Source organism: Palleronia pelagia, from assembly GCF_900110115.1.
GTDB classification, from domain to species: domain Bacteria; phylum Pseudomonadota; class Alphaproteobacteria; order Rhodobacterales; family Rhodobacteraceae; genus Palleronia; species Palleronia pelagia.
In genome coordinates, this window is sequence record NZ_FOCM01000017.1 from 1 (window position 1) to 13054 (window position 13054).

General features: G+C 63.4%; 15 protein-coding genes and 3 pseudogenes. 11 read left to right on the plus strand and 7 right to left on the minus strand.

Translation table 11 applies throughout. From position 1 onward, the window contains the following. The coding region (locus BMX96_RS18725) for a transposase (protein ID WP_175481761.1) at nucleotides 1-255 on the minus strand (255 nt) is incomplete at its 3' end. A gap of 415 nt (nucleotides 256-670) precedes the next feature. Here BMX96_RS18725 and BMX96_RS18730 point away from each other — a divergent pair. Both BMX96_RS18730 and BMX96_RS18735 read left to right on the plus strand, forming a co-directional pair. Beyond that, a complete protein-coding gene (locus BMX96_RS18730; RefSeq protein ID WP_236737149.1) occupies nucleotides 671-1084 on the plus strand; it encodes a hypothetical protein in 414 nt (137 codons plus the stop codon). A 208-nt stretch (nucleotides 1085-1292) separates the two neighbouring features. Further along, nucleotides 1293-1481 (plus strand): hypothetical protein, encoded by a 189-nt coding sequence (locus BMX96_RS18735; RefSeq protein WP_091846878.1) that lies wholly within the window; start codon nucleotides 1293-1295, stop codon nucleotides 1479-1481. A 57-nt stretch (nucleotides 1482-1538) separates the two neighbouring features. On the opposite strand, the gene BMX96_RS18740 is transcribed toward BMX96_RS18735, so the two are convergent. Further along, complete coding sequence (locus BMX96_RS18740) at nucleotides 1539-2273, minus strand: Crp/Fnr family transcriptional regulator (protein WP_091846890.1); 735 nt, start codon at nucleotides 2271-2273, stop codon at nucleotides 1539-1541. Nucleotides 2274-2423: 150 nt separating this feature from the next. Here BMX96_RS18740 and BMX96_RS18745 point away from each other — a divergent pair, with 150 nt between their 5' ends. The 4 genes from BMX96_RS18745 to BMX96_RS20115 all read left to right on the plus strand — a co-directional run bounded on the left by BMX96_RS18745 (nucleotide 2424) and on the right by BMX96_RS20115 (nucleotide 5055). Further along, complete coding sequence (locus BMX96_RS18745; RefSeq protein ID WP_091846879.1) at nucleotides 2424-2660, plus strand: hypothetical protein; 237 nt, start codon at nucleotides 2424-2426, stop codon at nucleotides 2658-2660. Nucleotides 2661-2853: 193 nt separating this feature from the next. Then, nucleotides 2854-3141 (plus strand): co-chaperone GroES, encoded by a 288-nt coding sequence (locus BMX96_RS18750; RefSeq protein WP_091846880.1) that lies wholly within the window; start codon nucleotides 2854-2856, stop codon nucleotides 3139-3141. A 44-nt stretch (nucleotides 3142-3185) separates the two neighbouring features. Beyond that, a complete protein-coding gene (gene groL, locus BMX96_RS18755; RefSeq protein ID WP_091846881.1) occupies nucleotides 3186-4814 on the plus strand; it encodes a chaperonin GroEL in 1629 nt (542 codons plus the stop codon). 106 nt (nucleotides 4815-4920) lie between these two features. Then, nucleotides 4921-5055, plus strand: coding sequence for a hypothetical protein (locus BMX96_RS20115; protein ID WP_091846882.1), 135 nt, complete (start codon nucleotides 4921-4923; stop codon nucleotides 5053-5055). A 273-nt stretch (nucleotides 5056-5328) separates the two neighbouring features. On the opposite strand, the gene BMX96_RS18765 is transcribed toward BMX96_RS20115, so the two are convergent. Both BMX96_RS18765 and BMX96_RS18770 read right to left on the minus strand, forming a co-directional pair. Continuing rightward, a complete protein-coding gene (locus BMX96_RS18765; RefSeq protein WP_091846883.1) occupies nucleotides 5329-5712 on the minus strand; it encodes a hypothetical protein in 384 nt (127 codons plus the stop codon). Beyond that, a pseudogene (locus BMX96_RS18770) lies at nucleotides 5709-6386 on the minus strand (recombinase family protein); the annotation flags it as partial. The pseudogene BMX96_RS18770 and the gene BMX96_RS18765, both read right to left, overlap by 4 nt. Between BMX96_RS18770 and BMX96_RS20010 the strand changes: the two are divergent. Further along, nucleotides 6379-6540, plus strand: a pseudogene (locus BMX96_RS20010) (SH3 domain-containing protein); the annotation flags it as partial. The pseudogenes BMX96_RS18770 and BMX96_RS20010 overlap by 8 nt on opposite strands. A 296-nt stretch (nucleotides 6541-6836) precedes the next feature. Here the strand turns inward: BMX96_RS20010 and BMX96_RS18780 are convergent. From BMX96_RS18780 to BMX96_RS20020, 3 genes and pseudogenes are all read right to left on the minus strand, one after another. After that, the gene (locus BMX96_RS18780; protein ID WP_091846884.1) at nucleotides 6837-7919 is read right to left on the minus strand and encodes a sensor histidine kinase; all 1083 of its coding nucleotides are present in this window, start codon (nucleotides 7917-7919) and stop codon (nucleotides 6837-6839) included. 3 nt (nucleotides 7920-7922) lie between these two features. Further along, nucleotides 7923-8693, minus strand: coding sequence for an ATPase domain-containing protein (locus BMX96_RS20015; RefSeq protein WP_269085896.1), 771 nt, complete (start codon nucleotides 8691-8693; stop codon nucleotides 7923-7925). Next, nucleotides 8691-9374: pseudogene (locus BMX96_RS20020) on the minus strand (ATPase domain-containing protein); the annotation flags it as partial. The pseudogene BMX96_RS20020 and the gene BMX96_RS20015, both read right to left, overlap by 3 nt. 189 nt (nucleotides 9375-9563) lie before the next feature. Here BMX96_RS20020 and BMX96_RS18795 point away from each other — a divergent pair. The 4 genes from BMX96_RS18795 to BMX96_RS18810 form a co-directional block, all read left to right on the plus strand. Beyond that, nucleotides 9564-10439, plus strand: a complete 876-nt coding sequence (locus tag BMX96_RS18795; protein WP_175481795.1) for a PAS domain-containing protein — start codon at nucleotides 9564-9566, stop codon at nucleotides 10437-10439. A 285-nt stretch (nucleotides 10440-10724) separates the two neighbouring features. Then, nucleotides 10725-11135, plus strand: coding sequence for a CopG family transcriptional regulator (locus tag BMX96_RS18800; RefSeq protein ID WP_091846142.1), 411 nt, complete (start codon nucleotides 10725-10727; stop codon nucleotides 11133-11135). Between the two features lie 22 nt (nucleotides 11136-11157). Beyond that, nucleotides 11158-12222, plus strand: coding sequence for an extracellular catalytic domain type 1 short-chain-length polyhydroxyalkanoate depolymerase (locus BMX96_RS18805; protein ID WP_091846141.1), 1065 nt, complete (start codon nucleotides 11158-11160; stop codon nucleotides 12220-12222). After that, nucleotides 12219-13054 (plus strand): C45 family autoproteolytic acyltransferase/hydrolase (locus BMX96_RS18810; RefSeq protein ID WP_091846888.1); only part of this gene is annotated, 836 nt, incomplete at its 3' end. The genes BMX96_RS18805 and BMX96_RS18810, both read left to right, overlap by 4 nt.

Below are 13054 nucleotides of genomic sequence, written 5' to 3' on the forward strand. Positions count from 1 at the left end.
CCGGGCCCGCGGCACCCGCACCGTCTCGGTGCCAAAGGTGCCGGTGAGCTGTCGCTTCCGGTGACCGTGGCGATAGCCTTTTGCCGGGCCGTCCCCACGACGGTAGCGAAGCCGGCCGAGGAAGCTGGCCAGCTCCTCTTCGAACACGGCTTCGATGGTCGCGCGCACGTTGGCTCGAAGCCGCTCTTCGATCAGATCGAACCCGGCCTCTTCGGCCAGTAGCGCAAAGCTCGCGGTGTCGGTAATCTGGTTCATGGCGTGATCTCCCTGGCGGTTGCCGCCGCCGGTTGGGTGGGTGTCAGTTCACCCGGAGATTACGCCGCCCTCGAATTTCCACCACCTCCGCGACACGACCGCTTGCGCGTCTTGGCCTCGATCCATGGAAGGAAACCGCTGAACTGGTCACGCTGAGGCGCGACGCCGCGCGGACACGATTGGGGACGCTGCTTGCCCGATTTCGGGACGTTCCTGCGCTCGCCGGCGATCACGGCAGGATCGCACGAGACCTGAGCCAGCTGCTCCCTGATCATCTGACTTCAGGCGCTCTGCACCGGACCCAAAACACGGTTTCTGGGGGTCGCCAAGGTAAAGCCAACTTGATCTGGGTGATATCGGCGATTGGTCTTACACTGTTCCAACTGCTGACCTTTTTCACGAAGGGGGCAGGCGAATGACAGGATCCAGTCACGCCGCAGAAAAGTCTGCACATGCTGAGCAAAAGGCTACGATGCCGTCGCAGCGCGATCAGGACGTTCTGTGGGACTTGGAAGAACGGTTCTGGAGCAGTGGCGCCGAAAGTGCAAAAACGACAACCGCAAAGGACGCGGTGATGATCCTTCCCTATCCTCCAGGGATCTTCCAGGGTGACCAAATCTGGAACCTCACTCGCGAAAAATCTGGTTGGCGAACCGTCGCGATGACAGAGCGTCGAGTGACAAGGCGCGGTGGCATCGCAATTCTCACCTACCGTGTTTCAGCTGAGAAACCAGGCGTAGCGATTTATTTCGCTCTCTGCGCCTCAACCTACCTTCACGATATGGACAGGTGGTTAAGACTATCTCATCAGCAAACCGTGGCCGTCTGACTTTTTGTCCCTTTTCAGATCTGAACCAAGAGCCGGACTAACCTGTATCAGTGCCGCGTATCCGTAACTCTATCAGATGTTCACACCAGCCAAATATTTGGCGGGCCTTATTTCGAGCATCCAAGAGGCGTGTGAAAGTGTCGTCCCTCAAAGCAAGACACCTCCGCACGCTTCTTATTCTCGAAACGCCCGAGTAAGGACCATTTCGATGACACCCGAACAGACCAAGACTGCCGAGAAGATGAAATTTGTTAAGGCCGCCTGGGACAAGGCGCCTTCCGGGCCGAAGAAGGACGCAGCTCTGCGGCACTACAAAACGGCCGAGAAGGCGCAAACGTCGAAGAATGATGCCGCGGCCGACAAGCAACTCGATGCGGCGACCCACGCCTTCGCGTGAATCGGTTGTCTGACGTGATTACCGGCGCCGCCTGCCTGGCAAGAGCAGGCGGCCCTCTCACTTCAGGAGCGGCCCGGTCTGGTCCAGATATGCCGGGTCGAACTCGGCAATCTCCACCAAACGACCATAGTCGTGAAACGTCACGTGACCTTCGCGAAAAGTCACCATTCCGCCCTCGCGTAGCTGCCGCAGTACGCGGTTGACGTGGATAGCGCTCAGACCAAGCGCATCGGCCAGGTGATATTGCGTCAGCGGGCAGTCGTATCCTTCCTTACTGCCGATGCCCACAAGAGCCAGCCGCGAGCCCAGTTCCAGCAGGAAATGTGCCATGCGTGCATCCGCGTCGCGCCGGCCGATCCCAACGAGATGCTCGACAACCATCGCCTCGTCCCGCGATGCCGCCCAGAGGATGGCAGTCGCAAGGCGAGGCGTCCGCGAGAAAGCATCGAGAAGGTCGCTCTTCAGCACTTCGGCGGCCTCAATGTCGACGACGGGTTCGAAGCTGTGGTCCGAAGTGCGCAAGAGAACGCTCCGCAACCCTAGGAAATCGCCAGCCACCTGGAAATCCACGATCTGACGTGTTCCGTCGGCCTGCAGCTTGTAGGAACAGACCCATCCCGACGACAAAATGTACGCGGCCTGAGCCGATTGCCCCTGATGCACCATGTCACGACCCGCGGCAAAGGACCGGCGACGCTGATGAAGCCGTTCAAGCACGGCCAATTCGACCTCCGACAGGGCGACGAAGGCCGAGAGTTTGCGGGTCAGGGGGCTGTGCTCGGCTGATGTCATGGGCCCTCCGGGCGTATCGCGATCTAGGAGCAAGAAATCGGCCGGTACACTGCTCTGGATCAGTTCAGCATAGGGCACTTGCTGCGAAAACAACGGATGCATCTGAGCCTCGCCTTCCTTCGGTTCAAGATGCCAAGGAGGGAAACCCGGATGTCCACGGCGAGCGAGCATGCAGGCCAGGCCGCCCTGTCGATCTGCGAGGCACTCCTGCTTGCCATGAACGATCACGGAGTGCTGCCGGAGCACGAGATCGTGGGCGTCCTCCGCGACGCCGCGGCAACCCATGAAAACGCCATCGGCACCGACCAGGAGACAGAAAACCACCGGGCTGTCGCGGATCTGATCAACGCCATCATCGCCGGCGGCAATTCTGTTCGACGCTCGTGACGTCGCGCTTCGACGATTTGGTGGCGAATAGCCGAGCTTCGGTCGAGCGGATGCAAAAAGATATCTCGAAACGCTATTGCGCAAGAACCGAGCAGTCATCATTTGACGGATATTGGCGCTCCGGTATGGCGAGTGCCAAAGCACATCCGAACATCGCCATGCTCCCTTGGACATCCGAAGAAGGAGCACTTACGTGTCGTTCACTCCACTCCACGACCGGGTTCTCGTCCGCCGCATCGAGGGTGACGCGAAGACCTCAGGTGGGCTCATCATCCCTGACACCGCAAAAGAGAAGCCGCAGGAAGGTGAGATCGTCGCGGTCGGCGCCGGCGCTAAGGACGAGGATGGCGAGCGTATCGCCATGGACGTCACGGCTGGCGACCGGATCCTGTTCGGAAAATGGTCGGGAACCGAAATCAAGCTCGATGGAGAAGACCTCATGATCATGAAGGAGAGCGACATTCTCGGCGTCATGACCTGACCCCGAAAGCGACGCCTAAATTTCATTCTCAGGAGCACCCGACCATGTCCGCCAAAGATGTCAGATTCAGTACTGATGCACGCGACCGTATGCTGAAAGGCATCGACACGCTGGCCAATGCCGTGAAGATCACCCTCGGACCCAAGGGTCGAAACGTCATCCTCGACAAATCCTGGGGTGCTCCACGCATCACCAAGGATGGTGTGACCGTTGCCAAGGAAATCGAACTGTCGGACCACTTCGAGAACATGGGCGCGCAGATGGTCAAGGAAGTCGCACAGCGCACCAATGACGAGACGGGCGACGGCACCACGACCGCCACCGTGCTCGCCCATGCGATTGTCCGTGAGGGAATGAAGTCGGTTGCCGCCGGCATGAACCCTATGGATCTCAAACGTGGCATCGACCGAGCTGTGTCTGCGGTCGTGACCGAAATAAAGGCCATGTCCCGCCCCGTCGGCGACAGCGACGAGATCGCGAAGGTCGGCGCCATTTCCGCGAACGGAGAGATTGCGATCGGCCGACAGATCGCAGACGCGATGGCCAAAGTTGGCAAGGAGGGCGTAATCACCGTTGAGGAAAACAAGGGGCTGGAGACCGAAACCGAAGTCGTTGAGGGCATGCAATTCGACCGCGGTTATCTGAGCCCGTATTTCGTCACGAACGCTCAGAAGATGGTCGTGGAACTGGACGACTGCGTCATCCTTCTTCACGAGAAGAAGCTGACCTCTCTCATGTCCATGGTGCCGCTGCTCGAAGCCGTGATCGACGCCGGCAAGCAATTGTTGATCGTGGCCGAGGACATCGAGGGCGAGGCGCTGGCGACGCTGGTCGTCAACAAGCTGCGCGGCGGGTTGAAGGTCGCGGCCGTCAAGGCACCCGGTTTCGGGGACCGCCGCAAGGCGATGATGGAAGACATTGCCGTGCTGACGGGCGGTCAGGTGATTTCCGTGGAAATGGGCACCAAGCTGGAGAACGTCACCATGGACATGCTCGGCACCGCGACAAAGGTCGCGATCACCAAGGATGACACGACGATCATTGGAGGTGCTGGCGACAAGAGCGCGATCGCGGCGCGCGTCACCCAGATACGGGCGCAGATCGAGGATACCACCTCGGACTACGAGAAGGAGAAGCTTCAGGAACGGCTGGCCAAGCTTGCCGGCGGCATTGCCGTGATCAGGGTCGGAGGGGCAACCGAGATCGAAGTGAAGGAGCGTAAAGACCGCGTCGACGATGCGCTCAATGCCACCCGCGCCGCAGTTCAGGAAGGCGTCGTGCCCGGCGGCGGCGTGGCCCTCGTCCATGCCAGCAAGGTCCTTGCGACACTGAAAGGTGACAACAGCGATCAGGATACCGGGATCAAGATCGTTCGTCGCGCGATCCAGGCGCCGCTGCGCCAGATTGCCGGAAATGCCGGCGTCGACGGTTCCGTCGTCGTCGGAAAGGTAATCGAGAATGACAGCCCGAGCTTCGGTTTCAACGCGCAGACCGAGAAATACGGCGACTTGCTGAAGGCCGGTGTCATCGATCCGACGAAAGTCGTCCGGATCGCGCTCGAAAACGCCGCGTCCATCGCCGGGCTTTTGATCACGACCGAAGCCATGGTTGCGCAGAAGCCCGAGAAGGCTGGCGCAGGCCGCGAAATGTCCGACATGGGCGGAATGATGTGAACGGGGGCGTCGCGTGGATAAGAGCCTCGGGACGCTAACCTTCAATCTGGATGTGCACAGACACCCATTAATTCGCCAAGAGAAATCATAATCAGGAGAAAACGAAATGGCCAAAGGTGACAAAAGACGCGGCAACCGTGAGGTAAAAAAGCCCAAGAAGGTGAAAGAAAAGGTCGTCGCAACAGCCGACTTCACAAAGGGCAAACCTTTGTCCAATATCGGCGAACATAAGAAGAAATAACCCCTTGTGATGGCCTCACTCGATGGGCTTTGCAGACTTGACGCGGAACTTCTTGGCGGAAACTACTCCAATTGGCGAGCGCTATCTCTTCTCGGCCAGAGAGATCCGGAATGTTGTTAGTCAAACGCTCTGCAGCCGGAAAGCATGAATCCCAATGACCGCTTTTCCGAGACTTTCAGCCGTTGGTGCATCTTTTAGCATCGTTTAATTGGGGCTCAGAGCCGACGTTCGCTGCGCAGGGCATGAATGACGGCTTCGGGCCGTTCGCTTCGCTCAGGATAATTCTACCCGTTGGTCCGACCATACGAGTGGGAAAGGCTCCACCCCACGCGCCAGCGTCAGCGCTTGCCCCTGCTTCCCGTCCAGGATGGCACCGACGATATCGGGCGCGAGCAAGGACAGGCGCAGGACGCGGGTCATGTAGGAGGGCGCGATGCCCTCGCGCTCGGCCAGTTCGGCGATGGTGGCGAACTCGCCTGCGTCCAGCATCTTTTTCCAGCGGAAGGCGCGGGCAAGTGCTTTGACGAGCGTATTGTCGGTCCGCCTCTGCTGCGCGGCGCCATCCGGCAACTGCATTTCCTTCCGTCCGCCGCGTTTCACGACGCGGAACGGGATGTGGAGCGTGACAATCTCGGGGATCGGCATGCCGCGGGTCATGCTGCCTCTCCGGTGCTGTCGGCCAGCATCTCGCGCGCAACGCCGCAAAGCCCGTCGACGCGTAGCCTAACGTTCAGGCCCTCCGTTCCGATGTCCACGCGCTCGACCAGCAACGCGACGATCCTTGCCTGCTCGGCGGGGAACAGTTCGTCCCACAGTGGATCGAGCTGCTGCAGGGCCGCGAGGGCGTCCGCCTCGGAGACATCGTCGGCGTGGGCGCGCGCCGCCTTCCATGTGCCCGCCACGATCTCGGGCTGGCGGAACACGGCGCGGAGCTGGTCGATGACGGCCGCCTCGATCTCGCCCGCAGGCACCCGGCCCACCGGGCAAGATCCTGCGCCGTGCTTCAGCACGGTCTGGCTGACGTAGTAGCGGTAGAGCCGGTCTCCCTTGCGGGTATGGGTCGGCGAGAAGGCGGCGCCATCCGGGCCGAACAGCAGTCCCTTCAGCAGGGCGGGCGTCTCGGCGCGGGTGCGGGCGGCGCGTTTGCGCGGGCTCTCCTGCAGGATGGCGTGGACGCGGTCCCACGTCTCGCGGTCGATGATCGCGTCGTGCTCGCCGGGATAGCTTTCGTCCTTGTGGACCGCCTCCCCGATATAGGCGCGGTTATTCAGCATTCGGTAGAGGTACTTCTTGTCGATGCGGTTACCGCGCGGCGTGCGGATGCCGCGTCTCGGCTTTCGGTTGATCCTCGGTCTGCCCGATGGCACGGAATTGATCCGGCGCGAGTGCGTGACAGAGATTGGTCAGCTTTGGTGCCGAGTTTCTCTCGCGGATGCCCCCGGGATCACCGGTTTCTTTTCCGCTGACTACCTGGCCGGTCCATGAATTCCTTGCTGCCGCGCTGGAGGTATGTCCGGATTGGCGACCGATGTGCTTCCGTTCCCCATCTGGAACCGGTCTCGAAATGACTCGCGTCAAGTGACGCGACTACTGCTCGCCGACAGCCGCACCATGAAGGGCGGTGGCGTGACGGAGCCTTGTCAGAGCAACTTCGCTTGAGGTGTGGCAGGGCGGTGGCTCGCCTTCTTGGATGACGAAACGCTCGCCTTTCAAGTACTTTAAGACCAGCCCCGAGATCCGACCCGCCGGACGGCAATTGGATCGCCGGTCGCCCCGGATATCTATCTCGGCAGCGGACAGGTGAGACGACAGCGAAGGCCCTCTGGAGGGAAGTCGATCTCGACTTCGCCCCCCAGCTCGGCGGGGGTGATCTCCTGAATAAGTGACCACCCGAACGAATGTTGCCTCGGCTGCTCCACAAGCGGGCCGCCTCTTTCGGTCCAATCAAGCGCGAGACATGGCGTGTCCGGAGCGCCGCCGATATCCCATTCCACGGTGACCCGCCCGCTCGGCGACGACAGTGCGCCGTGTTTCGACGCGTTCGTCGCCAGCTCGTGCAAAAACAGGCCGAATGTCAGGGCCGATCCGCCCCAAAGCCGCACTTCGGGGCCGTCGATCCGGACGTTTTCGCCACTCGGGTCGCGGAAGGGGGCCAGCGCCCCCTCGGCCACGGCCATCAGGTCGGCGGGACGGTCCCGACCAATCGACAACAGGTCGTGGGCCTCGGCCAAGGCTGTGATGCGCGCGCCGAACACGTCCTGAAATTCGGCTAGGTCGGCCGATTGCCGAGCCGTCATGCGGGAAATGCCGTGTATCTTGGCCAGCGTGTTGCGCACCCGGTGATCCAGTTCGTCCAGCAGGAAGCGCAGGTCGGCGCGTTTATCCTCGATCTCGCCGATTTGGCGCTCGATTGTCGCCTGCCGGTCCCGAACGGCCAAGAGCGTGCGCACCGCCGATAGGATACTGTTCGGGGGCGCCGGGCGGCGCAATGCGATGAGCGTCGCGGCCGGACCAATGGCTTCGAGGATCGAGTAGGCGGCGGGCGGTCGATCGGGATGCGTGAGCAGCACGAGGATCGGGATGCTGGACCATTGGTCCTGCGTCCGGGCAGCCTCTGAAATGGTCTCGACGATATCGGGGGTTAGCGCCTCGCCGCTGAGAACCAATGCGCCGAGCTCGGGCCCGAGAGACGCGCGGAGATCTTCCGGGCTGTCCAGGCAGGTCGCACGGATCCCTGCGTCGGAGAACACGCTCCAAAGCGCGTTCGCATCCTGACCAAAGGGCGCCCTTATCAGAACGTGGCGCTGCGGTCCGGCGACTTGCTCCGTCCCGGCGCTCGCGTCGGGGCGCTCGTGTTCTTCCATTGATCAGACGACACCGAGCTTGGGGGAGGCCCTCGTTTCGTCGGCATCCCCTTCGCCGACGGTCACCGATGTTCCGCCGATCCGGAATTCCCGGATGGAGTGTTCATGATCTCCGTGACGCTTCTTCAGCACCGTGATCGTGCGGCGCAAGGCGCTATCGACCTCTTCATGCCGGAGCAGGATCGCGCTGTCCGCGAGGTAGCTGGTGTCGGCCCTAATCGAGTGGCTGTCCCCGGTTAGCAGGCCCGGCCGGATCATCGTGAGGATGGTCAGTACATCGCGGCGCGAGAGGTAGGACAGGAGCGCGTGGAGCTGGGTAATCAGGCGGCGACCCTCGGGCAGCGCGCCGAGATAGCCGGTCAGGCTGTCGATCACCACGATCCGCGCTCCATCATCCTCGACCGCGCTGACCACGGCCCGCGCGAACTGGCCGGGCGGCACCTCGGCCGGGTGGTAGTGCTTCAGCTTGAGCGTGCCGTTTGCCTCGAAATGCGAAATTCTGAAACCTAGGTCCTCCGACCGGCGACGGAAGATCTCCGGCCGTTCCTCGAACAGGAACATCGCCGTCTTACGGCCCGTGCCGGCCGCGGCCTGGGCATAGGCGGTCGCCAGCGTCGATTTTCCGGTGCCCGATTGACCGACGATCAAGCAGGTCGTCCCCGGCTGCAACCCGCCGCCCAGCATGTGGTCGAGTTCTCCGATCCCGCAAGAGATGAGTTCGTCGCTCAACGTCTCCTTGGATAGTTGCGGCAGGACGCGGGGGTAGGTCACCACGCCGCCCTTGTGGATGTCGATGTCGTGGAAGCCTTCCACGAAATCATGCCCGCGCATCTTCATGACGCGGATCCGGCGTTCCTCGTCGCCATAGGGCGGGGTCGATTTCTCAAGGGCGAGCACGCCATTGGCGAGGCCTTCGAGTTGCCGGTCGCCCAAGATCTCGTCGTCGTAGTCGAGAAAGAGGGCGGTCGCGCCGACACGCGAGATCAGGCTGCGCAAGAGCAGCAGCTCGCGCCGGTATGCGAGCATGTCGCCCGCAAGCAGCCGCAGTTCGAAGAGCGAGTCGATGACGATCCGGTCAGCCCCGCTTTGCTCGACCGCGCCGCGAACCTGCTTCATCAGGTCGGACAGTTCCGCCTGCGAAGTATCCACGACCGATTGCCGGTCGTCGGCGCCCTCGGCGAGGCGCAGCGCAGAGATCTCGTGCACCTCGATCCCGTCGAGGGACAGTTAATGCGACGCGGCGATCCGTTCCAGGTCCCGCGCGTCTTGCGATATCGTGAGGAACATGGCTGTCTGTTTCTGGGTTGATGCCCTGAGACAGAACTGAAGCCCCAACGTGGTCTTGCCGGTCCCGGGTTCACCCGTCGCCAGATAGATGCCCCGTTTCGGCAGGCCGCCAAACAGTATACAATCAAGCCCGGGCACGCCGGTGCCCAGCAGGTCAACTGAGCTCACGGAAACCCCCGGATCTGACGATCATTATAATTCGATATTTCAGACGTATATCCGGAAAAATCGCAACGCGCCACCCCTATGTCAGAACAAAAGTAAATAATGTCAGAACATAAATCAGGTCCTGCGTCGGACGGGCGCTCTTCGGCAGCGGCCAGCCGTGCCGACGGGGCCGCGGTGCCCGATCGTCGGATGAGCGCGGCCGAGGTCAGCCGGAACTTCGCAAAGGCGCAATCGGCGGCCGAAAAGGGACCTGTTGCCATTACGCACCATGGTCGCGAACGGTACGCCGTCCTGACCTGGGAGGATTACGAGAAGCTGCGCGGCGCCGCGGGGGATGCGCATGACCGTGCCATCGAAGCCGCCCACCGAAAGTTCATGCTGGTTCTCGACACGGTATCCGAGGGCTATGTGTCGTTGGATCGGGACTGGCGATTCAACACGATAAACCGCGCGGCCAGTCTATATTTCGGCGTTCCGCGCGAGGATCTGATTGGACGGGTCTGGACCGATGCCTTCCCCGTCGTGGCCGGCTCCGACGCGGAGCGGATGTTGCACCGCGCGGCGTCGAGCGGTGAGGCGGTCGATTTCGTCTGGTCTTCGGGCCTGTTTCCCGGCCGCCGCGTGGCTGTGAAGGCCTTTCCGCTGCCGCGCCCCGAAGGCGGGGTCGCCGCGCTGTTCACCAATCTCGCAGAGCAGGAGCGACAGGAGGAGGCGCTGCGAAGCGCGTCGGGACGCCTCGCCGCCATCGAGGGTGAACTGCCCGAATGGGCGATGCTGACCTTCAATATGGACGGGACGATCACTTCCTGGAACCCCGCCGCCAAATCGCTTCTCGGCTGGGCCGAAGCCAAGGTGGTCGGACAATCGATCGAGACGCTCTACACCGATTCCGACATCGCAAGCGGCGCCCCGTGGGCGGAGATCGCGAAAGCCGTCGGGACGGGGCGGTCGGAGATCGAGACGGAACATTTAAAGGACGATGGCTCGATTGTGCGGTGCCGCAATATCGTCATCCCGATGGATGGAGCGTCCGGGTCCTTCGTAAAGATTCTCCGGCGGCTCTGATCATGCCATTTCGGACCCAGCAATGACGCGGGTCAAGGAGCGCCGGGCAGCTTCAGCTCGCGCGACCTCACCGGACAAATCGGCCGACATTGACGGGCTAGCACCGATCGCATGATGTCGCGGCGCAATCACCCTTCTTGATGGGCGGATTACACCATGGAACGGCGTCCCAGGCGGCGCGTTCCTTGGCCCCGATCGTCGTGGGGTCACGACTGAGTTGGCGCGACGCCCCTTGTGCCAGCGCCCGACACCATCTATTAACCATCCAAGTGGATGGAGAAACGAATGCCCAAGGTTCACCAGCTCAAGCCGGCCGACAGCGAAAAAATCACGATCAACCTCAGCCACGTGGACCTGGGGCGCATCGATCTGCTCGTGCGCGACGGGTTCTACTCGAACCGGACCGATTTCATTCGCACCGCGATCCGCAACCAGCTGTCCACCGAGCAGGAGCAGGTCAGCCAGTCCATCCGGCGCAATACGCTGGAGCTGGGCCTGCTGGATCTGACGCGGGCCGACCTGGAGGCGGCGCGGGACCGGGGTGAGATGCTCGATATCCGGGTGGTGGGGCTGGCGCGGATTGCCGACGACGTGCCGGTCGAGCTTGCCCGGGCCACCATCGGCTCGATCCACGTGCTGGGCGCGCTGCAAGCGTCCCGTGATATCAAGGCGGCCCTCGCGGACCGCATCACCTGACAGACGACCAAGGACCAACAACATGAACGATCAATTCGCGACGGCCATGGGCCGGGCGCTCGAGCAGACGCGCGCCGGAAACCCCGCCGGGGCCACCGCCACGATCCAGGCGGCCCTGGGCGGTGCGGCCCCTCAACCTTCGCCCAGGGTGCGTCGCCCGCTGGGACAGACCATCGACTCGCTCTTCAACGGCAAGCGGGTCGCGCGGTCCTTCGGGCAGGCCCCCGTCCGCGCGCCGGAGGTGCCCACCGGCGCTTCGTGGGAGACGCGGCACCACGCCGGGGCCCACGGGGCCCGCGACTATCGCCTGTTTGTGCCGTCGCCGCGCGACGAGCCGGTGCAAGGCCTGGTGATGATGCTGCATGGCTGCACCCAGACCGCCGAGGATTTCGCGTCCGGCACGCGCATGAACCTGCTGGCCGAGCGGCACAACCTGGTCGTCGTCTATCCCGAGCAGACGCGGGCCGCGAACCAGATGGCCTGCTGGAACTGGTTCCGGTCCGAGGACCAGACCCGCGCCGGGGGCGAGCCGGCCCTGCTGGCCGAGATGGCCGGCCAGATCGCGGCCGAGCTGAACGTGCCGGCGGGTCGGATCTTCGCCACCGGTCTGTCGGCGGGGGGCGCGATGGCGGCGATCCTGGGCCGTGCCTTCCCCGAGGTCTTCGCAGCCGTCGGTGTGCATTCCGGCCTGGCGCCGGGATCGGCGTCCGATGTCGCCGGTGCCTTCGCCGCGATGCAGGGCCAGCCGACGCCCGCCGTCCCCCTGGCCGAGATCCCGGCGCGGACCATCGTGTTCCACGGGCTGTCCGACACGACCGTCGCGCCCGCGAACGGCGACGCGGTGATGGCCTCGGCCCTCGGTCGCGCGGCCAGCATCCAGAGCGATGCGCCCCATGACGGCGCCGAAGTGACGGTCCATCGCGATCCTTCGGGACGGCTGCTGGCCGAGCAGTGGACCATCCCCGGGCTCGGCCACGCCTGGTCGGGCGGATCTGCCGAGGGCAGCCACACCGCGCCGTCCGGACCAGATGCCTCGGCGGAAATGGTGCGCTTTTTCCTGTCGCTGGACCCGGAGGAGCGGGCATGAGCGGTTCACTGACCTTCGAAGCAGTGGCCGAGGCCACGCCGGGCGCGAAGTGGAAAGAACGCTGGGACTGGTCGTGGCCGGCCTACGAGGCCTGGTTCACCGGCCGGGGTGGCGATGACGGCCCCGACCGCGCGGCCTGCGAGGCGGCGCTCGGGCGGTACATGCCCGAGTTGGTCGAGACCCACGCGCGGCTTGCCGACTTGGCCGGCGGCGGCGACCGGGCGGCGCGGTTCCTGTCGGGCTGGTGCCCGCCTGCCTATCTGGGCGGGTGCACGCTGGCGGCGCAGTCGCGGGCGGGCGAGGTGCGCCTGGTGCGCAACTACGATCTGTCGCCCGACCTGAACGAAGGGTTGATGCTGCGCAGCGACTGGTGCCGGCCCGTGGTCGGCATGGTCGAATTCCTGTGGGGCCTGTCGGACGGAATCAACGATGCGGGGCTGTGCATCGCGCTAGCCTATGGCGGCCGCGGCACCACCGGGCGCGGCTTCGGGATCACGCATATCGTTCGGTACCTGCTCGAAACCTGCGATACGGTGGGCGAGGCCCTGCGGCGATTGGAGAGGCTGCCCTCGCACATGGCCTACAACCTCGTTCTGGCGGACGCCTCGGGGCGGGTATCGTCGGTGGAGCTTTACCCCGGCGGCGGTCTGCGCGAGATGGGGCCCGCTATCGCCACCAACCACCAGCACGGGACCGATCCGGCGGATCGCCCGGCCTTTACGCGGACCATCGAGCGTCGCGATCACGTCGAGCTGCTGATCTCGGGCGACATCGCGCCCGCTGCGCTGGCGGATCGCTTCCTCGACGCGCCGCTCTACCAGACCAACCACGC